Raw genomic sequence first — 26329 nt, forward strand, 5'->3', positions numbered from 1 at the left:
GGGGCTCAGACCAGGGAGTCCTTCCAGGCCCCGTGCAGTTCGGCGAACCGGCCGCCGCCGCCGATCAGGTCCGCCGGGGTGCCGTCCTCCACCACGCGGCCGTCATGGACCACCAGCACACGGTCAGCGGTTTCAACGGTGGAAAGGCGGTGCGCGATGATCAGCGCTGTCCGGCCCCCGCCGGCAGCTGCCGAACCCGGCGCACCTGCGGCACTGCCGGCGTCGGCCGTTGCCTGCAGGAGCCGCGCCAGGCCGGTCTGAACGAGCCGCTCGGAGGGGATGTCCAGCGACGAGGTGGCCTCGTCCAGGATCAGCACCGCCGGCCGGGCCAGGAACGCCCGGGCGAAGCTGATGAGCTGGCGCTGGCCGGACGAGACGCGGCCGCCGCGCTTGTTGACGTCGGTGTCGTAGCCTTCGGGCAGTTCAGTGATGAAGTCGTGGGCTCCGACAGCCCGTGCGGCCTCTTCGATCTCCTCGCGGGAAGCCTCCGGCCGGCCCAGGGCGATGTTGTCCGCCACGGACCCGCTGAACAGGAACGCTTCCTGGGTGACCATCACGATGTTCCGGCGCAGGTCCGTGGTGCTGAGGCTGCGGAGATCCACTCCGTCCAGCGTGAGTGAGCCGGCGGAGACATCGTAGAAGCGGGCGATCAGCTTGGCCAGGGTGGACTTGCCTGCACCCGTCTGGCCCACAAGCGCAACCGTCTGGCCTGCGGGGATGTGCAGGTCCATGGTGGGGATGACCACGGGGCCGTCGCCGTAGCGGAACTCCACGCCCTTGAAGTCCACCGTGCCCCTGGCATCCCGGAGTGCCACCGCATTCTTGGGCGGCCGGACTGTGGGAATCTCCTCAAGCAGGCCGGACACCTTTTCGAGGGCGGCCTGGGCACTCTGGAACGAGTTGTAGAACATGGCCATCTGGTCCACCGGCTGGAAGAAGCGCTTGGTGGACAGGATCAGGGCCAGCAGGACGCCCACTGCGAGGTCTCCGCCGAGGACCCGGAATCCGCCGAACAGGAGGACCGTCGCCACGCAGACGTTGCCGATGAGCACCAGTCCGGGCTGGAAGATGCCGTTGAGGTTGATGGAGCGGACGGTCACACGCCGGTAGTCCTCGGAAAGCTGGCCGTACCGCTCGGCGTTTTCGCGTTCCTTGCGGAAGGCCTTCACGGCGCGGATGCCGGTCATGGTCTCCACGAAGTGCACGATCAGCCGGGCGGACACCACCCTGGATTCACGGAACGCGATCTGGGAATGCTTCTGGTACCAGCGTGAGAGGAAGTACATGGGCACGCCGGCGGCCAGCACAATCAGCCCGCTCCGCCAGTCCAGCGCGAACACCGTGGCCGCGGTGAACACCATAAAGAGCATGCCTGAGGCCAGGGAACTCACGCCGGAATCGAGCAGTTCGCGCAGCGCCTCCAGGTCCGAGGTCTGCCGCGCGATGATCCGGCCCGACGTGTACTTTTCGTGGAATTCCAGGCTCAGGCGCTGGGTGTGCCGGAAGACCCGGACCCGGAGGTCCAGGAGCATCGCCTGGCTCAGCCGGGCGGTGGAGGTGACGTACAGTGCCGTCAGTGCGGCGGTTGCCACGGCCGCGGTCAGGTAGCCGACGCCGGTGAGCACCAAGGGGAAGTTGTCACCGGCCTGCAGGGCCGGGAGGGCATGGTCGATACCGAAAGCGATCAGTGCAGGTCCGGCCACCCGGGCGGCCTGGGACAGGACCACAGTGGCGATGGTCAGCCAGAACCTGAGCCGCACCGGACGGATCAGGGACCGCAGCAAGGTGAGCGACCGCCGTCGTACGGCCTTGCTGTCACTTTTGCTGAGGTGGGCGTTGTCCTCGTTGGCTGTGCCGAACGTTGCGCTGCTCATCGGATGATTTCCCCTGCCTCGACATGTGCCTCTTCCTCAAGCTCCGAAAGTTCCGAATCCAGGTCACGGGGTTCCCGGTCCAGGCTGGCGATGACATAGCGGTAATGCGGGTTCTCCGCCAGGAGCCCGGTGTGCGTTCCGACCGCGGTGATGCGGCCGTCCTCCAGCAGGGCAACACGGTCAGCCAGCGCCACTGTGGAAGGCCGGTGGGCAACGATCAGAGTGGTGGTGTCCTTCAGCACCGAACGGAGCCGCGCCTCCACAAGCTCCTCCGTGTGCACGTCCAGGGCGGAGAGCGGATCATCGAGCACCAGGACGCGGGGCCGGGCGGCGATGGCGCGGGCCAGGGCAATCCGCTGGCGCTGCCCCCCGGACAGGCTGAGGCCCTCCTCGCCGATGAGCGTTTCCACGCCCTCGGGGAGGGAATAGGCGAAGTGGGCCTGGGCCACGTCGAGCGCCTCATCCAGTGCTTCCTCGCTCCGGTCTGGCGCACCGAGCAGCACGTTGTCCCGGACCGAATTGGAGAACAGCGTGGTGTCCTCGAACGCCACGCCCACCACGCGCCGGAGCTCTTCGACGTCGAACTCGCGCAGGTCTACCCCGTCGATGGTGATGGAGCCCTCCGTGACGTCATACAGCCGGGGGACCAGCTGGATCAGGGCGCTCTTGCCGCTGCCAGTGATGCCCACCAGGGCCATGGTTTCGCCCGGCAGGACCTCCAGGTTGATGTCCTTGAGGATGGGTTTGTCCGGGGCGTCCTCAAAGGCGAAGGTGGCGTTGTTGAACCGCAGCGCCCCGCGGAGCGGGGAGGGCCGGCGGGGTTCCGGTGGACTGGTGATGGTGTTGGCCGAATCCATCACTTCGAAGTGGCGGTCGACGGCGGTCTTGGCGGTGAGTGCCATGGCCAGCAGCATGCCGGAGAACTCGACAGGGGACGCGATGACGGCTGCCGTGGCGAAGAAGGCCACCAGGGCGCCGATGCTCAGCTGGCCGCTGGCGCACAGCATGACGCCCACCACCAGACCCGCGCCCAGCGCGAGTTCGGGCAGCAGGGTGACCACCATGGTGAAGGTGGCCTGGTGCCGTGCCTTGGAGATCTCGGTCTGGCGGAGTTCCTCGGCCTGCCCGTTGAAGTTCTCCAAGGCCTCGCGGCTCCGGCCGAACGCCTTCAGGACGCGGATGCCATGGACGGATTCCTCCACGGTGGTGGCGAGGTCGCCGGCCTGGTCCTGGCTGCGCCGCGCCACCTTGCTGAAACGGGTCCGGAAGCGGAAACCGTAGGCCATGATGGGCACCGCCGCGGCCAGGAAAATCAGGGCCAACTGCCAGCTCATCGAGAACATGACTGCAATGCCGATGACCACAGTGAGGGTGGTGACCACCAGCATGATGGCGCCGAAGGCCATCCAGCGGCGCAGGAAATTCAGGTCCGTCATGGCGCGGGAGAGGAGCTGGCCGGACCCCCATCGGTCGTGGAATGACACTGTCAGGTCCTGCAGGTGCCCGTAGAGGGAAACGCGCATTCGGGTTTCAACGGTGGTGGCAGGGTTGATGACAAACTGCCGGCGGAGGGCAACGAGAACCGCTTCTGCGATGCCGAGGACCAGGATGATGACGGCGGCTATCCAGACGGAGTCCGTGGCGCCGCCGGCCTGGAGGGAGTCATTGATCAGGACCCGGAGCACCTGGGGGATGGTCAGCGCGACGACGCTGGCCAGCAGGGCACACAGGAGCCCCATGATGAGCCGGGGGATGATCGGCCTGACGTGGGGATAGAGACGGCTGATGGATCTGAAAAATGAAGTCTGCTTGGCCATGCCCGCTTCTCAAGCTCTAAAACGAATGTAGTTTCCCGTAGCAACTACCCTATGCCATGGGGTGATTCGATTCACAGCACTTCGTGAGGGATGGAAACGCTTGTCCAGTTATCACGTTCCGCAATGGTGCGAGCCGCCGCCCTCCCGCCGATGCCCTCTTAGGGGGCGGTGAGGGTCAGCAGTACGGCCTCGGGCCTGCAGGCGATGCGGATGGGGGCGAAGCGGGAGGTGCCGATGCCGCCGGAGACGTTCACCGGCGTCGTGGATCCGTTGCTCTCCCAGTTGTTGAGGCCCTTGGCCCGCCATGTGGGGAGGTCGCAATTGGACACCAGCGCCCCGTAACCGGGAACGCACAGCTGTCCGCCGTGGGTGTGCCCGGCGAGGAGCAGGTCCGCACCGTCTTCCGTGAAATGGTCCAGGACCCGCTGGTAGGGGGCGTGGATGACAGCCACGCGGAGGTGCGCGTTCTCGTCCTGGCCCTTGGTTCCCCGTGGCCAGCCGGCGTACCGCTCCCGGTTCAGGTGCGGATCGTCCACGCCGGAGAAGTCGAACCGCATGCCCCTCAGGACCAGTGACTGGTTCCGGTTGGTCAGGTCCACCCAGCCGCCCATGCCGAAGCCGGCGCGCAGCCGCGGCCAGTCCAGTTCCGTGTTTTCCCGTTTCACCTTGGACGGGCCCAGCAGGTACGCCGCAGGGTTTTTCAAACTGGGTGCGTAGTAGTCATTGGAGCCCGGGACAAAGACGCCCGGGAACTCCAGTAGCGGCCGAAGGGCCTTGAGCAGCGGGTCGACCGCCTTCACATGGCTGAGGTTGTCACCGGTGTTGACCACGAGGTCCGGCTTCAGGGACGCGAGGGACTGCAGCCAGGCCGCCTTGCTGTCCTGGCCCGGGACGAAGTGGATGTCACTCAGATGCAGGATCGTGAACGGCTGCTGGCCGGCAGGGAGGATGGGCAGGGTTTCCTCGCGCAGGACGAACTGGTTCTTTTCCCACAACCCGTATCCGACGGCGGCCAGCCCTGCGGCGGCCCCGGCAGCAGTGGTGACGGCAAAGCCGCGCCCGATGGTCCGGACGCGGCTGGCCAACGCAGGACTGACTGCCATGAGCAGTTAGTCCTTCTCTTCGTTGTTGCCGTTACCGTTGCCGTTGCCGCTCGGCGCGGGAGACGGCTGGCTCGGCGGCTGCGGCGCGGCCGACTTCGCCGGTGAACTCGGCGTTGTGCGGGCCGGCGGGCCACCCAGCAAGTTGCTGGGCGGAGCCGGGAACGGATTGGTGCCGTAGGCGGGGGCTATCTGGAGCATGTACTTGGAGAACATAGGACCGGCGATCATGTAACCGTCGACCGCCTTGTAGAACTTGCCGTTCACGGTCAGGTTCCGGCCCAGCCGTTTCTGGTCGCCCAGGGGGTCGCCGAACCAGGCAGCAGTTGCCACGCCGGTGGTGTAGCCCACTACCCACGTCGAACCGTTGGTGTCGTTGGTACCGGTCTTGGCCGCCACCGGGAAGTTGGTTTTGGTGGACAACCGCGGCTGGATCAGCGAGCCGGAGCCGCCGTTCAGCACTTCACCCATGGCGTAAGCAACGCCGCGGGCCACCTCGGGTTTGACGGCGTCCTTGCAGTTGGAGGACTGGGCCGGAAGCTGGGCGCCGGTCTGGTCCGTGACGGACGTGATGGCGATGGGCTCGCAGTACTTGCCGTCATTGGCGAACGTGGCAAACGCGGCGGCCATGGTCAGCGGAGCCGTCTGGGTGGAACCGATGAGGTTCGCCAGGGTGGTCATCTTGACCTGCGGGTTGGGATCTTCAGCCGTGGGCAGGCCGCCGTGAATGCCAACGGCGTCGACGATCTTCTGAATGCCGCAAAGATCAACCTGGGCCGCGGAAGCAAACGTGGCCGTGTTGATGGAGTTCATCAGGCCGTACAGGACCGTCATGTTGCGGTAGTAGCCCTCGTCCGAGTTCTGCAGGTCAAAGCTGCCTGGAACCCGGGCATCATACCAGCCGACCGTAGGGTCGGGGCAAGTGTTCCGCCACGGGAAGTTTTGCGGATACTTACGAACCGACGCGTTGATGTTCGTATTCATGGACTTGCCCTCGTCAAGCCACTGGGCAAACGTAAAGGGCTTCATGGTGGAACCGGGCTGGAAACCGCCCAGGCCGTTGAGGTCGTTGCCTTCCTTGTCCAGCTTGTCCACATTGAAGTTCTGGGTCTGGTTGAACTTGCCCTCGGCAGGCAGGAATGACGTGTTCTGTGCCATGTTCAGGATCTTGCCGGTGTTGGGCTGCACCGAGACGATGGAGGCGCCCCACTTATCCGGGTTTGCACCGGCCGCGGCGTCCGACTCTGCCTGGGCAACGTTCTGGGCGTTGACATCCAGCGTCGTGGTGATGGTCAGCCCGCCGCGGAAAACGGCATTCGTACGCTCTTCGAGATCTGCGCCGTAGGCCGGGTTGTTCAGCAGCAGGTGAAGGACGTAGTCGCAAAAGTAGGGCGCGGTGGTGGCGTACGCGCAGCCCTGTCGGGCGGGAGTGACCTTCGGCTCCACGGGCGTGGCTACGGCGGCGTCGTGGTCTGCCTGCGTGATCTTGCCCTGGTCCAGCATCAGGCTCAGGACAAGGTCGCGTCGCTGCTTGGCGTTGTCCGGGTTGGTGATCGGGTCAAACGCAGAGGGGCTGTTGACCAGGCCGGCCAGGAGGGCGGCCTGTGGCAGGGTCAGGTCCTTCGCGGTGGTGCTGAAGAAGAACCTGGAGGCGGCTTCGATGCCGTAGGCGTCCCGGTTGAAGAAGACGATGTTGAGGTAGCCCTCAAGGATCTGCTCCTTGGTGAACTCCTTCTCCAGCGCGATGGCCAGCTTCATTTCGCGGAGCTTGTCGCCTACGCCCTTGTTGACGCCGTTGAGCTTGATCTGCTCCTCGTTGCCCTCTGCGGCGAGGTTGGCGTTGAGGACGTTGTTGACGTACTGCTGGGTGATGGTGGAGGCACCCTGCTTGTTGCCGCGGGCCGTGCTGACTACGGCCCGGAGGATGCCTGTGGTGTCAACGCCGCCGTGCTCGTAGAACCGGCTGTCCTCGACGGCGATGACAGCTTCCTTCATGAAGGGAGAGATCTGGTCCAGGGAGACCTTGGTCCGGTTCTCCTCATACAGGTTGGCGATGAGGCTGCCGTCCGAGGCCAAGATTTTGGTGGACTGGCTGGGCGGGTCCACCTTCAGCTCCGCCGGGAGGGTGTCGAAGAACTCGATCGAACCGCTTGCTGCGCTGCCCGAGACGGCGGCAGCGGGAACCAGCAGGCCAGCCACCAGGACACCACAAATAGCGCTCACGCCAAGGAAACCTAAAATCTTTCCGAGGGTAGTGGCTGTGTCGAAAATGGGGTTCTTACGAGTCACCATGTTTTCCACTTTACCGGCAAGGACTAGTCTTTCTCTCATGACCAAATGGGAGTACGCGACAATTCCGCTCATTATTCACGCCACCAAGCAGATCCTGGACCAGTGGGGAGAGGACGGCTGGGAGCTCGTGCAGGTGGTCACCGGACCGGACGGCAACGGGCTTGTTGCCTACCTCAAGAGGGAGAAGCAGTAACCGTGAGCACCCCTGCAGACACCACGTCCGGCGCGGAAACCGCGCCAACTTCAGCCGTTGAGCAGCGCCTTGCCGAGCTCGGACTGACGCTTCCGGAGGTGGCCGCCCCCGTGGCCAGCTACGTGCCGGCAGTGATCTCCGGCAACCACGTCTACACCTCCGGGCAGCTGCCGTTTATTAACGGCAAACTCGAAGCTACGGGCAAGGTGTCCACCGGCACCGAAGGCCACGCCGACGAGCCCACAGTGTCCCCCGAGGACGCCCAGCGCTTTGCCGCCGTCTGCGCCGTCAACGCCCTTGCCGCCGTCAAGAGCGTCATTGGCGACCTTGACCGCATCACCCGGATCGTGAAGGTCGTGGGCTTCGTTTCCTCCGAGCCCTCCTTCACCGGCCAGCCGGGTGTCATTAACGGCGCGTCCGACCTGTTGGGACGCGTCCTGGGCGACGCGGGCCAGCACGCCCGCTCCGCCGTCGGCGTTTCAGTCCTGCCGCTCGACTCTCCCGTAGAAGTCGAACTGATCGCTGAATTCAGCTAAGGACCGGTCACTTCCTTTGCCTCAACTCGCACGACGCCTGTTCGCCCTTCCCCCCGATCTTGAAGGGGCGGCACAAAGCTGGCTCGACCACGGCGAGCGGACGCCCCGCGCTGCCCGCTTCGCCTCGTCCGTAGTCCTGCTGCGGGATTCCCCCACCGGCCTGGAGACCTGGCTCGGCTACCGTCCTGGTTCCTCGCCGCTGGGGGTCCTCGCCTTCCCCGGCGGTTCCCTGGACGCGTCCGACGACGACCCGCTGGGTTGGCTGGGCCCGTCACCACAGCATTGGGCCGAGCAGATGGGAACGGACGACGTCGGGCTGGCGCGGCGCCATGTGGTGGGAGCCATCCGGGAGCTGTTTGAGGAGACCGGCGTGCTTCTGGCGGGACCGGACCTTGCCAGTACCGTGGAGGCCACGTCCACCCCGGAGTGGATGAAGGCACGGGAGTTGGTGGCCACCCAGGAGAAGTCGTTCACCGAGGTCCTGGCCAAGCGGGGACTATCGGTGCGGACCGACCTCCTCAAACCCCTGGTGAACTGGCGCAGCCCGGACTTCGCGCACCACCGGTTCGACACGCGCTACTTTGCAGCGACCGTGCCCATGAACCAGCAGCCCACCCTCCTTGAAAGCAAGGGTGTGTGGGGCCGCTGGGTGAATGCCGCCCAGGTGATTGCTGATCGTGACACCACCGCATTGGGCGACGAAGTGGGGGTGGAGAACACCGTGGGCCGCACTCTCGGCCAGCTCCTCGTTCCCGGTTCGGAAATCATGCTCGAAAAGATGGCCGCGGCCAACGGCTGCATCGCCTACCTGAGCTACAAGCGCAAGGCCCACGTATACCAGCCGCGGCTCGTGGAAGAGGACGGCAAGCTCATGCTCGAAGTCGAAGCCGCCAAGACCGTTGCCGGCGACCCGCAGCGCGAGCGCTAAATACGGCGGAGCGTGGAGTAGGGACGGCTGGGAAGGGTCCCCGCAGTCCAGGGCTGAACGGACGGCTCCAGCGGAATTTGGCCCCGGCCGTCGCGGATCACCAGGACCACCGTGCCCACCATGGCGGCAAGTAACGCCAAGGCCAGCAGGATCAATGCAACAGCCATAGCCACGGACATTGTGATGCACCTCGTGCCTCAATTTTACCGCCGCTTCGGTGGCCGAGCAGTCGAAACGCTGTTGGTTGAGTTCGCTGTGTGGCCGCCGTTTGCCGTCGCTTAGCTCAAACGCTCTCTCACTTTTGACCGGTTTTGGGCGGACGCTCTCTCACCTTTTGCAGGTTTCTTGGGAACGCTGTTGCACTTACTGCCGTCCCGGCCCGCAGCACGGGGCCCCGTTCTACGCTGGGTGCCGGCTGTTGAAAGGCAACTGACGGCAAAAGGCTGCTGGATGTGAGAGAGGGTTCACGGAAAAGCTGCAGGATGTGAGAGAGGGTTCACGGAAAGGCTGCAGGATGTGAGAGAGGGTTGGTAGGTGGGTTTTGTTGAGCCGGGTAGCGCCCACCTGTTTCGACGCAAAGGCCCTGAGGCGGCATCCGGAAGCGTGCGCGTCAAAGCGACGAAGGAGCAGCACGCAGGGCCCACACCGTCAGGGGTCCCCGGCCGAGCTTGCGAGGCTGGGTGACGGTGGGGCGGATGTCAGCCTGAGGGCCTTAACCGTTAGATGCTAGCGGGAGCGCTGGCGGAGGCGTTGCATGTCCAGGATCACGACGGCGCGGGCCTCCAGGCGCAGCCATCCCCGCTGGACGAACTCGGCCAGTGCCTTGTTGACAGTCTCGCGGGAGGCACCCACCAGCTGGGCCAGTTCCTCCTGCGTGAGTTCGTGCGCCACCAGGACGCCGTCCGTGGCCGGGCGGCCGAAGCGGTCTGCCAGGTCCAGGAGCGCCTTGGCCACGCGGCCGGGCACATCGGAGAACACCAGGTCCGAGAGGGAGTCGTTGGTGCGGCGCAGGCGGCGGGCCAGGGCCTGCAGCAGCTGGGCCGAAACTTCCGGACGGGTGCGCAGCAGGGAGTTGAGGCTCTCGTTCTTTAGCCCGGCGAGGCGGGTTTCCGACACGGCAGTGGCGGTTGCGGGACGCGGGCTCGGGTCAAAGAGCGCCATTTCGCCGAAGAGTTCGCCCGGACCAAGGATGGCCAGCAGGGATTCCCTGCCGTCCGGCGACGTGCGGCCCAGCTTCACCTTGCCGGAGACGATGAAGTAGAGCTGGTCACCCTGGTCGCCTTCGCGGAAAACCGAAGCTCCGCGGGAAAGGTCCACCTCGGTCAGCTCGTCCGTCAGCAGACGGAATGCTTCGTCGTCGAGCGTGGCGAAAAGGGGTGCTCGGCGCAGTACCTCGATGTCCATAAAATCTCCTGAATAAAAGTGTCGGCTGTGGCGCTTGTGCCATTGTTCCAGAATTTTCAAGGTTCTGTGACGTACTTGGCAGCTGAAACGCCCGGAAGCGCCGGTGCGGAAGCCCCCTTGGGGCCTCACGGACAACGCGGGAAGTATTCCTCCCGGCATTGCCTGGATCGCATTCGAAGAATTGCGGGTCCGGTATCCGGGGCTGCGGAGATCCACAGAATATTGTCAGCCGGCGACACTAGAATTGGGTTTCAACTGTTTATAAGGAGCCTTGGTGTTTGGCCTGACTGTTCTGGACCTGGTCTTGATCCTGGCCCTGCTGTCGTATCTGGGCTACGGTCTGCGCAACGGGTTCCTGGTGACATTGGGCGGAATCGCCGGGTTCGCAGCCGGCGCTGTGGCCGCCTTTTTCGCGGTACCCCTCGTCAGCGGCTTTGTTGATGATTCAGGGTGGCGGCTGACCGCCATTGTGGCTGCCGCCGTCGTCCTGATGGTCATGGGGCACGGAACGGGCACTATGATCGGCCGGAAAATCCGCGGCGCGGTGCGGATCAGGCCCCTGCGCGCCGCAGACCGGCTGGTGGGCGGAGCCGTGAACGTGGCGGTCTCAGCGCTGGTTATGTCCATGCTCGCGTTCAGTGTCAGTTCCCTCGGTGTCCCCCTGGTGTCCCAGCAGTTGGCCGAATCCAAGGTGATCCGGTTCATCGACGGCCTCACGCCCAACCCCGTGAAAGCCACCATGGCCCAGTTGCGTTCCGCGGTGATCGGCAACGGCATACCCACGCTCCTGGAAGGCCTCGAACAGGGGCAGCCGGTGGTGGTCCCCGATGCCAGCACGGACACGCCTGCCCTGAACCGGGCGGCGGAATCGGTCCTGAAAATTGCGGGCACCGCCTTTGAATGCGGCCAGAACCAGACCGGAAGCGGGTTTGTTGTGTCACCGGGACGGGTCGTGACGAATGCCCACGTCGTGGCGGGCGTGTCGCAGCCGGTTGTGGAGGTTCCGGGGGGCGGCGCGATGCCGGGCCGCGTTGTTTACTTCGACACCCGGCATGACCTCGCAGTCCTGGCTGTCGACGGGCTGCCGTCCGAACCGCTGGCCCTAAGCCCTGACCTGCCCAATGGCAGCCCTGCCGCCTTCGCCGGGTATCCGCATGGCGGTCCGTTCCAGTCGAAACCTGCCACCGTGCAGGACATCACCACCGTGCTGGTGCCGGACATTTACGGCAACAGCCCCGCACCAGAGGAGATTTACCGGCTGGCCGGTGACGTCCAGTCCGGCAACTCGGGAGGCCCGCTGCTGACCACCGAGGGCCTCGTGGCCGGCGTGATCTTTGCCAAAGCGACTTCGGATGCTGAAATGGGCTTCGCCATTACCATGGACGATCTCACACCGGTCGTATCCCAGGCGCCCGGGCTGAGTGCTCCCGTGTCCTCCGGACAGTGCATTCAGAAGTAGCAGTTCTTCCAGGGACCAGCGGGGTCACAGCCACTCGAGGCTCTGGCCATGCGGCCCGGTGATGGCCACAGGATTGCCGTTGTGGGTGAGGAGGAACCTGCCCATGATCCGTTGTGGGTCCACCTCCGGGACCACGTTGGAGCCGTCCTCCTGGGCAATGACCATGTGCCCCTCGTTGCTGAGCCAATGGCAGCCGCGGCCGGCTGCGAGCCGCTGCATGGTCCGCCGGAATTCGGAACGGCCGGCGGCGCTCAGGTAGCCCATCACAGCGCTGTGGAACACCACCAGGGCAGCATCGTCGGGCGCCTGTTCGGCCAAACCCGGAAGCTGGTCATTCAAGTCGCCGGCGACCAGTAGAGGCGGATCCTGCCGGGCGATGGCCACGGCCTGCCTCAGCCGCGATCGCCTGAACTCCTGTTCGGGCCACACCAGCGCCTCGAGCCACGCGACGTCCTCGGGATCGCCAACGTCCAGCGGGTTCAGGTCGATCCCTGCCCGCCACACCACGGACGGGAGCGAAGCCGGCAAGGGAACCGCGCCGCTGGTGACGCACTTCATCACGGGAGCCGCGGCGGACCCCTCCGGGACAGGCGCCGGAGACAGCCTGGTGACTGTTGTGCCGTCGTCGTACTCATAGGCGTACCTGTCCGGATATAGTCCCAGCCCCGCCGAGGCACCTACCTCCAGCAGCGCCAGCGGCTTCCCCTCGGCTACGGAAATGGCAGCAAGCGACGGCAGCAGGGTGGCGCAGCGGCCAGCCTCGTTGGTCTGCGTGGAGCGGGAGAGGACAATGGCGCTGACGTCGTCCCAACGGGTTTCAAGGAAGTCGCGGAAGTGCGCAAAAGGTCCCGGTTCGGCCCCGAGGTACCGGGCGGCGGCGAGGAGCAGATTGGGCTGGCGCTTGTCGTGCGGCCAACGCTCAATGCGGGCGATCAGCTCCGGGTCGTCGGCGATCCCCAGCGTCCATTCGGCGTAGCAGGGCGAGGAGCCGGGCGCTTCCACGCTGCCAAAGTGCCGGTACCACCCGGCCGTGTGCCCGCCGGGGTCCGCCGGCATACGGACCTGGCCGGCCGAAGGCTGCGGATCCGGCCCGGCGCCCATGGCTACAGCGCTTCGGCCAGGTAGTCGATGGCGAGCTTGTAGCCGAATACCCCGGCGCCGACGATCACGGCGGCGCAAACAGGGGACAGGAAAGAGTGGTGGCGGAACTCTTCGCGCTGGTGCACATTGGTGATGTGGACCTCGACGGCCGGCAGCTGCACCGCCGCCAGGGCGTCGCGCAGGGCAACAGAGGTGTGGGTAAACGCGCCTGCGTTCAGGACAATGCCGACGGCGGCACCCCGGGCGGCGTGGATGGCGTCCAGGAGCACACCCTCATGGTTGGACTGGACGCACTCCGCTGCGAACCCGTGCGCCTTTGCCGCCTCGGCGGCCAGCCGCTCGACGTCGGCGAGCGTGGAGGTGCCGTACTTTTCCGGCTCGCGGGTCCCCAGCAGGTTGAGGTTGGGTCCGTTGATCACAAGGATGGTGCCGCGGCCGGCAGCCGCTTGCGTACCTGCCGGGGCGCTCTGATCGGATTCGTTCATGCTGCCAACTTTAGGTGATGGCAGCCCTTAGTCCGCCGTCCCTGTGCCAGCTCAATTCACCATCGATTGCTCCCCACCGGCCCCCTCGCCTCGCAAGCTCGGCCAGGGAACCCTGCCGGCGTGGGCCCACTGCCGTTTTGAGCCTTCAAACGGGCCGCTACGGAGCAACCGATGCCAGGAGGTCCAGTGCCTACTGCGCTGTGAACCTCAGCACGAGGGCGTGTTCCGGGTTGAGGTTGGGCATCGGCAGGCCCACTTCGGCCAGGAAGCGGCCGCCGGCAACAGCGCCGTCCGCAAGCCAGGCCGGCGGCTGGACCTGGGTGAAGGTGTGCGCGTAGTCGGCATCGACCGGTGCCGGGAAGATGGCTTCCACCCGGTAGGCGCGGTCAGGTTCCAGCCCGGGGATGGTGATCCGGCCCGCCTGCTCGGCAAAGGATGTGCGGGTGCTGACCAAGGCGAACAGCGCCGCCGTCGTACCCGGGGCAGGTCCTGCTGAGCCAGCCACGGGCGCCACCACGCCATGCAGCATCAGGGAGCCGTCGGCGACGTCCGCGCGGACCATGCGCCCGGAGTGAATGAGGTCCCGGTGTTCCTTGTAGAGCCCAATGAAGCGTTTGAGTTCCTCCCGTTCGCCGCCGGTAACCTGCCGGACATCCCACTCCATGCCGAAGTGTCCGAACAGCGCAGTGATGGCGCGGAATGAGAGATCATGCGTGCGGCCCGTGGTGTGCGAGGTGGTGGGGCCAACGTGCCCGCCCACCAGTTCCGGCGGGACCACCAGCCCGGTCCATCGCTGGATGGTCTGCCGTTCCAGTGCATCGTTGCAGTCCGAGGCCCAGATCCGGTCCGTGCGTTCCAGGATCCCCAGGTCCACGCGTGCACCTCCGGAGGAGCAGCTTTCAATCTCGACGCCGGGATGGGCCTTCTTGAGTTCGTCAAACAGGCGATAGGCGGCGAGGGTCTGTTCGTGGACCGAGGAGCGTCCGGCATGGCCGTGTTCCAGCAAATCCCGGTTCTGGTCCCACTTGAGGTAGCTGATGTTGTTCTCACGCAGCAGCGCATCCACACGGTCGAAGATGTACTGCCACGCCTCAGGGTTCACGAGGTCGATCACATGCTGATTCCGCCACTCAAGAGGCAGCCGGCCGCCGTCCTTGTGCGAGAGCGAAGCAGGGCCCACAATCCACTCGGGGTGGGCGCGGGCGATGTCGGAATCGAGGTTGACCATCTCCGGTTCCACCCAGAGTCCGAATTCCATCCCCCGGGAAGTGACGGCGTCGATCAGCGGCGTGAGGCCGTGCGGCCAGAGTGACTCGTCCACGTACCAGTCGCCCAGCCCGGCGTGGTCGTCGCGGCGGCCGCGGAACCAGCCGTCGTCGAGCACGAAACGCTCCACTCCCAGTTCGGCGGCGGAATCAGCCAGCTCGATCAGGGTGGGCAGGTTGTGGTCGAAGTAGACCGCCTCCCAGGTGTTGAGCACCACGGGGCGGGGCTTGCCCGGGTTGGTGGCGGTGGCCGCGGCGGGCAGGACGTGGTGCGGGCGGGACCGGAACCAGCTGTAGAACGCCTCGCTGATGCCGTCCAGGCCGCGGCCCGAATATGCGGCGAACAGCGCCGGCGTGGTGTGGCTGGCGCCTGGCTCAAGGATGACTTCGGCCGGGCCGAGAAGCTCCGAACCGCCGATCATGGTGCGGCCGTCTGCGATGCTGTCCGCGAATTGCTCGTGGTTGCCGCTCCAGGCCAGGTGCGTGGCCCAGACCTTGCCGTGGCGGTTGCCGAATCCTGCGGTGCCGGCGGCGAAAAGCAGCGAGGAGTCGTGCCCGGTGCGGCCGTGCCGGCCGGTGCGGACCCAGGTGCCCTGCTGGATGGGGCGGCGCTGCGGGTGGCGTTCCCGGCACCAGCGCCCGGTCAGGTCAAGGAGTTCGACGGCGTCCGGCGCCACCGGGAGGACAGTGGCCAGTTCATCGAGCTGGTAAGGGGTGATCCCGTCGTTGGTGACGGTGTGCCGAAGCTCCAGCAGGCCGCCGTCGTGCAGCATCAGGGAGGACGAGACGGTCAGGCCGGCGTCGGGATCGGACTGGACGATGGCAGCGGAGTTGCCCTCGGCGGCTCCTGTGACGACGCGGAGGCGGGCCGAGAAGTCAAGGCCGGCGACGCCGTCGGCGAACCGGTGGCCGCGGAGGGCGGGACGGCCACGCCAGGAGGAGGAAGCCTGCGGCAGGAGTCCTGCCGGCACGGTGGCGTCGATGGCGGAATGCGGGATCGGAGCGCCAAGGACGGCGAGGTCCGGAAGGGTGCTGCCAAGATCCGCGCCCCAGTGGATGACCTCGGCCTCTCCGCTGTCGAAGCTCATCAGCAGGCTGGTGCCGGCGGAACGGAGGTGGAGGGGGTCCATAAAATGCTGTCCTTTGGAGGGTGTGAAAGTAAGTGGAAAAGGCTGCGCGCCGCGGGAGAACGACGCCCGCGGCGCGCAGCCGGTCTAGCTGGTGGCCTACTTGAAGAGGGCGTTGACCTGTTCGTTGGCCTGGGTCAGGGAGCTGGCCGGCGCCTTGCCGGACACCACTGCGTCCATGGCGGGCTCCATGATCCCCTTGACCTTGGCGGTGTTGTCCGTGATCGGGTACAGGAACGTGGTCTTGTTCTTGACGTGCTCGGTGAATGCGGTAACGTCCACACCCTTCGCCTTGAAGGCTTCGGCAGCCTTGTCGGAGGAGGACTTGAGGGCAGGGAAGACAACGGCCTTGGAGGCTACGACGTCCTGGCAGTCAGCCGAGGCGAGGTACTCGACCCACTTGATGGAGGCGTCCTTCTTCTTGGTTCCGGCCCAGATCGAGTCGGCCAGGCCGTTGAACATCGATGCACGCTCGCCCTCCGGGCCAACCGGGGTGGGGGCGATGCCTACCTCGATGCCCTGGTAACCGGTGTACTGGCCTGTCATCCACGAACCGTGGGCGTTGATGGCCGACTTGCCGGCAGCGAAGGTGTCCGCCATGCTCGCACCGACCGTGGTCTCCAGTTTGGGCATGTAGCCCTTGTTGGCCAGTCCGGCGAACCATTCCATGCTTTCCTGGAACTTGGGGTCGTCGTAGTTGTACTGCGTGCCCCACGGGTTCTTGTCCGTGTGGGACCAGCCCGTGGTGTTGGTGAGGTAGCTCCACTCCGTCTGGCCGGAGGAGTCGCCGCCGCCGTTAAGGCCCAGGCCATAGACAGCGACGTTGTTCTTGTCGAAGCCGGCTTCGTCGCCGCGCTTGCCGTTCTTGTCCACAGTGAGGTGGGCGATGACCTTTTCGTAGCTTCCGCCGTCTTCGGGGTTCCAGGTGAGGTCCTTCATCTGGTCCTCGGTGACACCGGCGCTGGCGAGCATGGCCTTGTTGTAGAACAGTCCGATGGTGTCCCAGTCCTTCGGCAGGCCGTAGCGCTTGCCGTCCTGGCCCACCCAGAGCTCGGCGAGGCCTTCGTTGTAGGCCGACAGGTCCACGTTGTCTTTCTCGACGGCGTCGTCGATGGCCAGGAGCTGGTTGTTTTCGGCGAGTTCGCCGTAGCGTCCAAGGTGGTTGGTGAAGACGTCCGGGGCGGTGCCGCCCACAAAGCCGTTGGTCAGCGTGCTCCAGTAGTCATCCCACCCGCGCTGGGTGATCTTGACTGTGATGTCCGGATTGGCCTTGGTGAAATCGTCAGCACACTGTTGGTAGGCCGGGAGCTGGTTGGCGTCCCAGAGCCAGTAGCTGATCTCCCCCTTGGCTGATTCGGCCGAGGAGGATGAGCCTCCACAGGCGGACAGGGAGAGTGCCACAGCTGTGGCGACGGCGACGGCGCCTAGGGTTTTCTTCATGGTTCTACTTTCCGTTCGGGGATGCGGATGGTTTTGGCGGGGGACTACTTGATACCGGAGAAGCCGATGGAGTTGACGATCTTCTTGCCGAAAGCGGCGAAGAGGATGAGGACGGGCAGGGCAGAAACCAGTGTTGCGGCCATGAGGCCGGACCAGTCCGGCGCCCCCTGCGGAGACTGTGATTTGAAGACGCCCAGGCCCACCTGCAGGACGCGGACGTCATCCTGGGAACCGACCAGCAACGGCCAGAAGTACTCGTTCCACTGGCCGATGAAGGTGAGCAGCGCCAGTGTGGCGATGGGGGCTGCGGCGTTGGGGAGCACGATCTGGAAGAAGATGCGCAGGTGCTTGGCGCCGTCGAGCATTGCCGCCTCTTCGACCTCGCGGGACATGTTCAGGAAGAACTGGCGCAGGAAGAAGATCGCAAACGGCGTCATGAAGACGTAAGGCAGGACCATGCCGAGCATTGTGTTGAGCAGGTCCAGGTTCTTGATCAGCAGGAAGTTCGGCAGGGCCGTAAATATCGGCGGAACCAGCATGGTGCCCAGGAACAGGCTGAAGACGGCGTTCCGGCCCCTCCAGCGCAGCCGGGCAAAGGCGTAGGCGGCCATTGAACTGAAAAACACCGCTCCGGCTGTGGTGATGGAGGAGAAGACGATGGAGTTCCGCAGGTACAGCCAGAAGTCGATGGCGGCACCGGAGCCGCCTTCTGCGACGGCATCGGCGGGGCTCTGCAGCCCAAAAACCCGCATAAAGGCGCCAAAGGTGAATTCCGCGGGAAGCAGGCTGGCCGAATTGGAAGCCAGTGCCGCGTTCGTGGACAGCGCCGTGCGCAGCACCCAGAGGAACGGCAGGACGGAGACCGCGATGGCCAGGACAAGGAGGGCCCACGCGCCCGCGCGTCGGGGGTTGAAAGGACGACGGCGGCGGGTTGGGGCCGGCAACGGTGCGCGGCTGGTGGTGGTGGTCATGAGGGCTCCTTAGTCCAGGTCCGACTCGTTGCCCTTAAGGAACTTCATCTGGATGAAGGCCACCAGGGCGAGGATGAGGAAGAGAATGACGGCGATGGCGGAGCCGTAGCCGAAGTCCGACTCGGTGAAGGCCCGTTGGTAGATGTAGTACTGGATGACGCGGGTGGCGTTGACGGGGCCGCCCTGGGTGGTCACGGCCACGGTGTCGAAGACCTGGAAGGAGCCGATCACCGTGACGACGAGGACCAGGACCAGCACCGGCCGCAGCAGCGGAATGGTGATTTTGCGGAAGGTCTGGAAGGGTGAAGCGCCGTCCAGTTTGGCCACTTCATAGACGTGGCCCGGGATGGCCTGCAGCCCGGCGAAGATCAGCAGCGCGGTGTAGCCCATATGGCGCCAGGTGTTGATCACGGCCTGGGTGGGAATGGCCCACTCCTCGCTTCCGAAAAACGCGACGCGGGACAGTCCGGCCCATTCGATGAACTGGTTCACTACGCCGATCTGGTAGTCCAGCATCCAGAACCAGAGCAGCGCGGCGATGACGTTTGACATCAGGTAGGGCAGGAGCAGGGCGCCGCGGATCAGGGTGGACTTGGCGACCTGGTGCATCAGGAGGGCCAGCCCCAAGGCCAGGGCGGTCTGGAGGACGATGTTGAGGAAGACGTACTGCCCTGTGACGGCCAGGGAATTCCAGAAGAGCGGGTCCTTGGCGATCGCCGTGTAGTTGTCCATCCCGATCCATTCCGGGTCTCCCAGGATGTTGTACTCCGTAAAGCTCAGGTACACGCCGCGGATGGTGGGGACGACGTAGAAAAAGACGAACCCGATCATGGCGGGGGCGATGAAGAGGAGCGCGATCTTGAGGTCGCCGAGCCGGCGGTGACCGCCTCGCGGCGCGGGTGCTTCGGACTGTGGCGGGGCGGATCTCGTGTGCTTGGCAAGGGTGGTCATCGTCGACCCTTTCCTGACTGTGATGTGGATAACAACTGCCGAGAAATCTACACGAGTAGATAGGAGGTGGCAAGTGTTATTTTCTGCCTGAGCATGTAAGGATTTATCCAGTTGCTAGGCTATTGACTCGAGTAGATCCCGGTGTAACACTGGGAATCCTGATGGACAGCGCTTGCCAGGCGCCGTTTCCCAGCACCCTTGAAAGAGAGACCATGACCTTTTCAGTCGGCGTAGTAGGCGTTGGCCAGTTTGGTGGCCAATTTGCCCACCTGTTCAATCTCCACCCGGGGGTCAGTGCCGTGCGGGTGGTGGACGAGCTTCCGGAGCGTGCGGCCGAAGCAGTGGACCGCTACCACTTGGCCGGTTCGGAGCCGAGCTTTGACGCCCTCCTCGCCTCCGACGTCGACGCCGTGGCCATCTTCACCCAACGCTGGACGCACGGTCCGCTGGTGGAGCAGGCGCTCCGCGCCGGCAAGCACGTCTACTCAGCCGTCCCCATGGCCATATCCGAGGAAGAAATTGCCCGGATCATCGACGCGGTCCAGGAGACCGGCCTGACCTACATGATGGGGGAGACCAGCTATTACAACCCTGCCACCGTTTATGCGCGCAAGCAGCTTGCGGCCGGCAGCTTCGGGCGGATCTTCTACACCGAAGGCGACTACGTCCACGACATGGACCTGGGTTTCTACGATGCTTACCAGTACAGCGGCGGTGACCGCTGGAAGGAAACCGCCAGCTACCCGCCCATGCTGTACCCCACGCACGCGGTCGGGGGAGTGCTGGGTGCCGTCCCGGCCCACGCGGTCAGCGTCAGCTGCGTTGGCGTCAAGGATGACCGCAACGACGGTGTCTTTGACAAGGAGGTCAGCATGTTCGGCAACGACTTCTCCAACGCCACGGCCCTCTTTGAACTCAACGACGGCGGCGTCATGCGCACCAATGAGATGCGCCGCGTGGGCTACCCCTCGCACATCAGGGAGTCCAGGTTCCGGTTCTTCGGGACGGAGGCCAGTTTCGAGCAGCTCGCAAAGGTTACGGTCTGGCAGGACAAGGAAAACGTCCATGACATTTCAGAGCAGCTGGAAACACGCCCCAGTATGTCCCTGGACGACCCGTCGCTGGCGAACGTCGCCCCGGAGCTGAGGGACGCGTTCGTCTCCGGGCTATCGCCCGTCCACGACGCCGAACGGCTTCCGGAGGAGTTCCGCGGCGCACCCAACGGCCACGAGGGAAGCCACCACTTCCTGGTGGACGACTTCGTGACAGCGGTCAACAGCGGCACGCTGCCGCCGGTCAACGCCTGGGTTGCTGCCCGGTTCACGCTGCCCGGCATCGTGGCGCACCAGTCGGCCCTCCGCGGCGGGGAGCGGCTGCCCATCCGCGACTTCGGCGACGCCCCGGCAATCCGATAGCTAGCATGGACCCCATGACGACTCCAGCAGCGCATGCGCCGCGTGCCCCGGTCACCCGCAAGGACGTCGCCAGGTATGCCGGCGTCAGCACCGCCGTCGTCAGTTACGTGGTCAACAGGGGGCCGAAGAAAGTGGCGCCCGCAACCGAAGCGAAGGTCCAGGATGCCATCCGCGTCCTGGGCTACCGCCCGAATGCAGCCGCCCGTGCGCTCAAGCTTGGCTCCAGCGAGACGTTGGGGCTCGTGGTCCCGGACATTTCCAACCCCTTTTTCGCCCTCTTCTCCCACGCGGTGGAGGACGCAGCCGCCGATCTGGGTTATGCGCTGGTGCTCAGCAACTCGGACGGAAACCTGGCCAAGGAGCGGCGCAATATCCGCAACCTCGCTGCCCGGCAGGTGGACGGCGTGCTGTTGGCCAGCGTGCTCTTTGAACCCGACCTTGAGGTGCTGGAAACGGCAGACATCCCTTCGGTGCTGCTGAACCAGGAACGGGACGCCCCCGGCTTCAACAGCATCGGAGTGGATCTCGCTGCCGGCGCCCGGATTGCCGTGCAGCACCTGATTGGCCACGGCCACACCAACATTGGCCTGGCGATGGGCACCAACGTTTCCGACAGCACAGACGGCCGTGAGGTGGGCTGGAGGGAGGCTTTGCAGGAGGCGGGCCTGCCCGAGGGGCCCATCGTGTACAGCGCATTCACCCGGCCCGGCGGATACCTGGCCGGGCAGCGCCTCCTGGCCTCGGTCAACCGGCCGACAGCGATCTTTGCCACCTCTGACATGCAGGGGATTGGTCTTTTGCGGGCGATCCATGAGGCCGGCCTGGCCGTGCCCGGCGATATGGCGGTGGCGTCCTTTGACGGTTCCGCTGAGTCTGAATACTCCTGGCCCCCGCTGACCACCGTCGAGCAACCCGTGGCCGTCATGGCGGAGGCCGCGGTGGCAGCACTGGTGGGAGCCAGCCGTGGCGAGAAGCCCCGGCACCGGATCTTCCCCACCCAACTGCACGTCCGCCAGTCCTGCGGCTGTCCCTAACCGAGGGCGCTTTCTAGCCCGCGATCCGCAGCTTTCCGGTCCTCTCGGCCAGGATCCGCCGGGCTTCCGGGCTCAAGCCGGAATCGCTGATGACCTCGTCCGCTTCGTCGAGGGCCGCGATGGTGCTGATCCCGAGCATGCCCCACTTGGTATGGTCGGCCAGCACGACGACGGTACGCGCCGCGGCCACAAAGGCCCGGTCCGTCTCGGCCTCCAGGAGGTTGGGCGTGGTGAACCCGGCATCGGCGTCCATGCCGTGCACGCCCAGGAACAGCACGTCCAGGTGCAGCTGCTTCAGCGCCGCGGTCGCGATGGGTCCCACCAAAGCGTCCGACGGCGTGCGCTCGCCGCCGATGAGGATCACCGTGGAACCGTACCGGGCTGACCCGGCCGGGGGGCCGTGGTGGAAAAGATCCGCGATGCGCACCGAGTTGGTGACCACGGTGATGCGCGGCCCGTTGACCAGTTCCCTGGCCAGGGCCCAGGTGGTGGTTCCGGCGCTGAGGCCCACGGCCATGCCTTCGTGCACCAGTCCGGCCGCCTCCTGGGCGATGGCCCGCTTCTCGGCGGTCAACTGCGTGGACTTCAGGTCGAATCCAGGCTCGTGGGTGCTGGTGTCGCCCGGAATTTTCGCCCCGCCATGGATGCGCTCCAGCAGGCCGCCTTCCTCCAGCAGTTCAATGTCCCGGCGCACGGTCATCAGCGAAACGCCCAACTGCTGGGCCAAATCGGACACGCGAACAACCCGCTCCCGCTGGACAGCGTCCACAATCGCCTGATGTCGAGCGGCAGGGAGCATCGGGGCGGTTCCTTTAGGCAGGCGACAGGGCTGGGTCCAGTCTAGGCGTCACCACCGCTGAGCAGTGGCAGTCATCCTCCGCGCGCTGCTTCAGGCAAACGGCGACGGCGCCGCCCACAGTGGTGAGAAGCGCCGCCGACGAGGAGTGGGAGTTATGCGGAAGCGTGCGTCAGAAGCGAGGAACGAGCTAGCACGCGGAGCATGAGTCCCTCTCCTCGCCCCAGCCACGCACTCACTTCCGGAGCGAGGCCGCGATCTGCTGCATGACGGTGTTGTCTGCCAGGGTGGTGGCGTCGCCGGGGTCGCGGCCTTCTGCGACGTCCTTGAGGAGGCGGCGCATGATCTTGCCGGAGCGGGTTTTGGGGAGTTCCGGGACCACGAGGATGGTTTTGGGTTTGGCGATGGGGCCGATTTCCTTGCCGACGTGGTTGCGGAGGTCCTGGATAGTGGCGTCGCCGGAGTCCACGGCGTCGCCGCGGAGGATGACGAACGCGACGACTGCCTGGCCGGTGGTTTCGTCCGCGGCGCCCACGACCGCGGCTTCGGCCACGGAGGGGTGGGAGACCAGGGCGGATTCGATCTCGGTGGTGGAGAGCCGGTGGCCGGAGACGTTCATGACGTCATCCACGCGGCCCAGGAGCCAAATGTCGCCGTCCTCGTCCTTTTTGGCGCCGTCGCCGGCGAAGTACATGGTCTCGAACCGGGACCAGTAGGTGTCCTTGAACCGTTCGGGGTCGCCCCAGATGCCGCGGAGCATGGCGGGCCAGGGCTCGCGGATGACCAGGAACCCGCCGTGGCCGTTGGGCACGGACTCGCCCATTTCGTCCACGACGTCCACCGCGATGCCGGGCAGCGGCACCTGCGCGGAGCCCGGCTTGGTGGCCGTGACCCCGGGCAGCGGAGCGATCATCTGCGCGCCGGTTTCGGTCTGCCACCAGGTGTCAACGATGGGTGCAGGGTTCTCCTTCTTCTCGCCGTTCTTGCCGGCGTTGCCGCCGATGACGTCCCGGTACCACATCCAGGCCTCGGGATTGATGGATTCGCCAACTGAACCGAGGACGCGGATCGAGGAGAGGTCGTACTTGTCCGGGATGTCCCGGCCCCATTTCATGAACGTCCGGATCGCGGTGGGAGCGGTGTAGAGGATGGAGACCTTGTACTTCTCCACGATTTCCCACCAGCGGCCCTGGTGCGGGGAGTCCGGGGTGCCTTCGTACATGACCTGGGTGGCGCCGTTGATGAGCGGGGCGTAGGCGACGTAGGAGTGGCCGGTGACCCAGCCGACGTCGGCCGTGCACCAGTAGACGTCCGTCCCGGGGTGCAGGTCGAAGACGGCCTTGTGCGTGTACGCGGTCTGGGTGAGGTACCCGCCGGTGGTGTGCAGGATGCCCTTGGGCTTACCCGTGGTACCCGAGGTGTAGAGGATGAACAGCGGGTGCTCGGAGTCGTGCCCGACGGCGGTGTGCTCCGGGGAGGCGGCGTCGACGGTGTCGGCCCACCAGTGGTCCCGGCCTTCGTGCCAGTCCACGTCCTGGCCGTTGCGCTTGACCACTATGACGTTCCGGACGGTGTGTCCGTCGCCTTGGCGGGAGAGGGCGTCGTCCACGGCGGTTTTGAGGGCGCTGGGCTTGCCGCGGCGGTAGGTGCCGTCGGCCGTGACCACGAGCTTGGCTTCGGCGTCGTCGATGCGGGAGCGCAAGGCATCGGCGGAGAACCCGCCGAACACCACGGAGTGCACGGCGCCGATGCGGGCGCAGGCCAGCAGGGTGATGACCGCTTCGGGGATCATGGGCAGGTAGACGGCCACCCGGTCGCCCTTGGCCACGCCGAGGGACTCGAAGGCGTTGGCGGCCTTCTTCACTTCCTCGGTGAGTTCGGCGTAGGTGTAGGTGCGGGTGTCGCCGGGTTCACCTTCGAAATGGATGGCCACCCGGTCCCCGAGCCCATTCTCCACGTGGCGGTCCAGGGCGTTGTACGCGGCGTTGACCTCCCCGCCCACGAACCATTTGGCGAAGGGCGGGTTGGACCAGTCAAGCGCCTCGTCGAAGTCCTTGGACCAGGTGAGCAGTTCACGGGCCTGCCTGGCCCAGAACGCCGGACGGTCAGCGTCCGCGTCCTCGTAGTCGGCTGCGGTGACAACGGCGTCGGCAGCGAATTCGGGGGTCGGCGCAAACTTGCGGTTCTCGTGCAGCAGGTTTTCGAAGGCGTCGCCCTGCTGGTCGCCCTGCACGGAAGATTCGGGAGCGGTGGCGGTGGAGCCGGGAGTGTCCTGGGACATGGTGAACCTCATCATTCATAGATCTTTGCTGCGCGGCCTGCACCGTGGCCGGGCCGTGCTCCGCCGCTTCGCGCGGCATTGGGCAGCGGCCGATCACGGACTTGCCGCAAAGAGCTGTTCCGAAAACAAGACTAGTGCTTGAGCACGTGGCTGTGTGTGCCCTGTCACAGAGGTGACCGTGAACGGCGTTTATTAAGCGGTGAATGGTTTCGCGGACCCGGCGCCGACGTCAGGCGGCCAGCCCTTCGGCTAGTGATAGCGAAAGCTGTTGACTAGGCTGAGATTGAATTGTGACTTTCGACGGAGCCGTCCGGCAGGTAACAGCGTTGCATGTGACCCGGCCGGCAGCACCGTTTCAGACGGCACGGTTTTTGGGACTGAAAGGTTCCGGTGCCGCCACGCTAAGGAGAAACAGAAATGAACCAGCAGAGCTTCGGCCAGATGTCCGGCCGTGCAACAGCGGCCGGACCTGATGGCTCGTCCGGGAGCAGTGCGGGAACACGGCAGCCGAAGCCGGCCACGGGGAAACCCGGCTCCCGGCACCAGGCGGTTTTGGGGCACTTCACGGTCCGGGACCTCGCTGTCTTCGCGGCCACCCTCATTCTCTTCGTCACCTCCCTGCTGCCGGTCTTCCTCACCCGGTTCAATCTCTGGAACGTGGGCAACCTGTTTTTCCTCGGCCTGGGAATCGTCCTGCCGCTCATCGTCAGCGCACTGTTTGCCGCACGCAGGCTCGCTCCGGCCACGAAGGTCCGGATCGGATCGCTGTCCATCGACCAGTTTGCGTCGGTCGTGGCGTCCTTCTCGGTGGCCTTCTTCTTCCTGTCCATGGCCGGTGAATACCACCCCGCCCTCCTGGCCGGGCTCCTTGGCTCCATCGTGCTGTTTGCCGCCACCGTGCTGGGCCGGTTCATTCCATATTTCGCCAGCGACTTCGAGGGACGCGAGGAGACCCCGGCCCACGTAGTGGCCCGCGAGTCTGCGGTGCCGCTGCCAAAGCCGCACACGCCCAAGGCGCCGAAGGAACCTAAGGCCCAGAACGAGCCGAAGTCCGCGGCGGGCACCTCACCAGCCAGCGGGCATGCTGCTGCCGTGCCCGCCGCTGCCGCCGGTGTTGCAGCGGGCTCGGCTGCCGCTGCGGGGTCCGCCGCCGGTTCGTCCGTTGTCTCCGGTTCCGCCGGGCACGAGGGCTCCGATACGGTCTCGACGCCGGGAACGTCGCCTTTTGTGCCTTCCCCGCAGCCCGGCCAGGACGCACAGCCTGCGCAGCCCACCCACGGAGGCCAGCCCGCGCAGTCCGCCAAGGAAGCACAGCCGGTGCAGTCCGCCAAGGAAACGGCCACCGTCTCGTCCGCCCCTGAAGTGTCCGAGTGGCCCGCAGAGGGTGACTTTGGGCCCCCAACCCAGGCAGCCGACGTCGTGCATCCCGCCCCTGTTTCGGCAGCCAACGAGGGCGACGCCGGAGATGCGCCGACGGCTGCGCAGGCCCGCCAGGTCCACGATCCCATGCCGGCCACGGCCGTCCACCCGCAGGTGAGGCAGGAAGAGCCCATCGGCGCCACCGTTGACCCCGCAAGCCGGCCGGAGGAATCGGATGAGCAGCCGGTCCACGAGGCTTTCTGGTTCGCCGTCGCCCAGCACCGGACCGCCGTTGATCCCCGGACCGGGGCCCCGGCCTTCGTCATCGAACCTGGTGGCTGGGTATTGGCGCTCGAGGACCGCGGCCACGAGTTCCTGGTCCAGCACACGGACGGCCGCGTCGGCGTGCTGCGCGACCTGAGCAACATCGAGCGCGGCTAGCCGGGCCGGTGGCCACTTCACGTCCTTCCAGGAACGGGGCGGCCCGCGGTGCCGCACCAG

The 26329-nt window shown here is 65.7% G+C and carries 21 protein-coding genes; 7 read left to right on the forward strand and 14 right to left on the reverse strand.

Going from position 1 to position 26329, the window contains the following annotated elements:
- Positions 1-5 precede the first annotated feature (5 nt).
- The 4 genes from AU175_RS14300 to AU175_RS14315 all read right to left on the reverse strand — a co-directional run bounded on the left by AU175_RS14300 (position 6) and on the right by AU175_RS14315 (position 7083).
- A complete protein-coding gene (locus AU175_RS14300) occupies positions 6-1874 on the reverse strand; it encodes an ABC transporter ATP-binding protein (RefSeq protein ID WP_066290105.1) in 1869 nt (622 codons plus the stop codon).
- Positions 1871-3691, reverse strand: a complete 1821-nt coding sequence (locus AU175_RS14305) for an ABC transporter ATP-binding protein (RefSeq protein ID WP_066290108.1) — start codon at positions 3689-3691, stop codon at positions 1871-1873. Before AU175_RS14305 ends, AU175_RS14300 begins: the two co-directional genes overlap by 4 nt.
- A 158-nt stretch (positions 3692-3849) precedes the next feature.
- Positions 3850-4794: a metallophosphoesterase gene (locus tag AU175_RS14310; RefSeq protein ID WP_066290109.1), complete on the reverse strand. Its 945-nt coding sequence runs from the start codon at positions 4792-4794 to the stop codon at positions 3850-3852.
- Positions 4795-4800: 6 nt separating this feature from the next.
- Entirely contained in the window at positions 4801-7083 is a 2283-nt protein-coding gene (locus tag AU175_RS14315; protein ID WP_066290110.1) for a transglycosylase domain-containing protein, read from the reverse strand.
- A gap of 37 nt (positions 7084-7120) precedes the next feature.
- Between AU175_RS14315 and AU175_RS21805 the strand changes: the two genes are divergently transcribed.
- Genes AU175_RS21805 through AU175_RS14325 form a run of 3 tightly spaced genes read left to right on the forward strand, consistent with a single transcriptional unit; the run spans position 7121 to position 8740 of the window.
- Positions 7121-7276: a DUF4177 domain-containing protein gene (locus tag AU175_RS21805; protein ID WP_011693223.1), complete on the forward strand. Its 156-nt coding sequence runs from the start codon at positions 7121-7123 to the stop codon at positions 7274-7276.
- A 2-nt stretch (positions 7277-7278) separates the two neighbouring features.
- Positions 7279-7812 (forward strand): RidA family protein, encoded by a 534-nt coding sequence (locus AU175_RS14320; protein WP_066290112.1) that lies wholly within the window; start codon positions 7279-7281, stop codon positions 7810-7812.
- Between the two features lie 16 nt (positions 7813-7828).
- Positions 7829-8740, forward strand: coding sequence for an NUDIX hydrolase (locus tag AU175_RS14325; protein ID WP_066290114.1), 912 nt, complete (start codon positions 7829-7831; stop codon positions 8738-8740).
- On the opposite strand, the gene AU175_RS14330 is transcribed toward AU175_RS14325, so the two are convergent.
- Both AU175_RS14330 and AU175_RS14335 read right to left on the reverse strand, forming a co-directional pair.
- Positions 8737-8907, reverse strand: a complete 171-nt coding sequence (locus tag AU175_RS14330) for a hypothetical protein (protein WP_231938574.1) — start codon at positions 8905-8907, stop codon at positions 8737-8739. The two genes, AU175_RS14325 and AU175_RS14330, sit on opposite strands and share 4 nt — an antisense overlap.
- A 559-nt stretch (positions 8908-9466) precedes the next feature.
- Positions 9467-10144 (reverse strand): Crp/Fnr family transcriptional regulator, encoded by a 678-nt coding sequence (locus tag AU175_RS14335; protein WP_066290118.1) that lies wholly within the window; start codon positions 10142-10144, stop codon positions 9467-9469.
- 274 nt (positions 10145-10418) lie between these two features.
- Between AU175_RS14335 and AU175_RS14340 the strand changes: the two genes are divergently transcribed.
- On the forward strand, positions 10419-11603 hold the full coding sequence (locus AU175_RS14340; protein ID WP_066290120.1) for a MarP family serine protease: 1185 nt from the start codon (positions 10419-10421) through the stop codon (positions 11601-11603).
- A 24-nt stretch (positions 11604-11627) separates the two neighbouring features.
- Here AU175_RS14340 and AU175_RS14345 read toward each other — a convergent pair whose 3' ends face one another.
- From AU175_RS14345 to AU175_RS14370, 6 genes are all read right to left on the reverse strand, one after another.
- Positions 11628-12704 (reverse strand): DUF2332 domain-containing protein, encoded by a 1077-nt coding sequence (locus AU175_RS14345; protein ID WP_331711946.1) that lies wholly within the window; start codon positions 12702-12704, stop codon positions 11628-11630.
- Between the two features lie 2 nt (positions 12705-12706).
- Positions 12707-13189 (reverse strand): type II 3-dehydroquinate dehydratase, encoded by a 483-nt coding sequence (gene aroQ, locus AU175_RS14350; protein WP_066290122.1) that lies wholly within the window; start codon positions 13187-13189, stop codon positions 12707-12709.
- 190 nt (positions 13190-13379) lie between these two features.
- Entirely contained in the window at positions 13380-15584 is a 2205-nt protein-coding gene (locus tag AU175_RS14355; protein WP_066290123.1) for an alpha-galactosidase, read from the reverse strand.
- Between the two features lie 96 nt (positions 15585-15680).
- Positions 15681-17021 carry an ABC transporter substrate-binding protein gene (locus AU175_RS14360; protein WP_066290124.1) on the reverse strand — a complete coding sequence of 447 codons (1341 nt, stop codon included), beginning with the start codon at positions 17019-17021 and terminating at the stop codon, positions 15681-15683.
- Positions 17022-17065: 44 nt separating this feature from the next.
- Positions 17066-17992, reverse strand: coding sequence for a carbohydrate ABC transporter permease (locus tag AU175_RS14365; protein ID WP_066290127.1), 927 nt, complete (start codon positions 17990-17992; stop codon positions 17066-17068).
- A gap of 9 nt (positions 17993-18001) precedes the next feature.
- On the reverse strand, positions 18002-18943 hold the full coding sequence (locus tag AU175_RS14370; RefSeq protein WP_066290130.1) for a carbohydrate ABC transporter permease: 942 nt from the start codon (positions 18941-18943) through the stop codon (positions 18002-18004).
- A gap of 212 nt (positions 18944-19155) precedes the next feature.
- On the opposite strand from AU175_RS14370, the gene AU175_RS14375 reads away from it, so the two are divergent.
- On the forward strand, positions 19156-20358 hold the full coding sequence (locus AU175_RS14375; protein ID WP_066290132.1) for a Gfo/Idh/MocA family protein: 1203 nt from the start codon (positions 19156-19158) through the stop codon (positions 20356-20358).
- 14 nt (positions 20359-20372) lie between these two features.
- Positions 20373-21392 carry a LacI family DNA-binding transcriptional regulator gene (locus AU175_RS14380; protein WP_066290135.1) on the forward strand — a complete coding sequence of 340 codons (1020 nt, stop codon included), beginning with the start codon at positions 20373-20375 and terminating at the stop codon, positions 21390-21392.
- 13 nt (positions 21393-21405) lie between these two features.
- Here AU175_RS14380 and AU175_RS14385 read toward each other — a convergent pair whose 3' ends face one another.
- Positions 21406-22191: a DeoR/GlpR family DNA-binding transcription regulator gene (locus AU175_RS14385; protein ID WP_066290136.1), complete on the reverse strand. Its 786-nt coding sequence runs from the start codon at positions 22189-22191 to the stop codon at positions 21406-21408.
- Between the two features lie 232 nt (positions 22192-22423).
- A complete protein-coding gene (gene acs / locus AU175_RS14390) occupies positions 22424-24469 on the reverse strand; it encodes an acetate--CoA ligase (RefSeq protein WP_066291156.1) in 2046 nt (681 codons plus the stop codon).
- 417 nt (positions 24470-24886) lie between these two features.
- On the opposite strand from acs, the gene AU175_RS14395 reads away from it, so the two are divergent.
- On the forward strand, positions 24887-26269 hold the full coding sequence (locus AU175_RS14395) for a hypothetical protein (protein ID WP_066290137.1): 1383 nt from the start codon (positions 24887-24889) through the stop codon (positions 26267-26269).
- The last annotated feature ends 60 nt before the right edge of the window (positions 26270-26329 follow it).

The sequence above is a fragment of the Arthrobacter sp. B6 genome, assembly GCF_001663775.1.
In the GTDB taxonomy this organism is placed as follows: Bacteria; Actinomycetota; Actinomycetes; order Actinomycetales; family Micrococcaceae; genus Arthrobacter.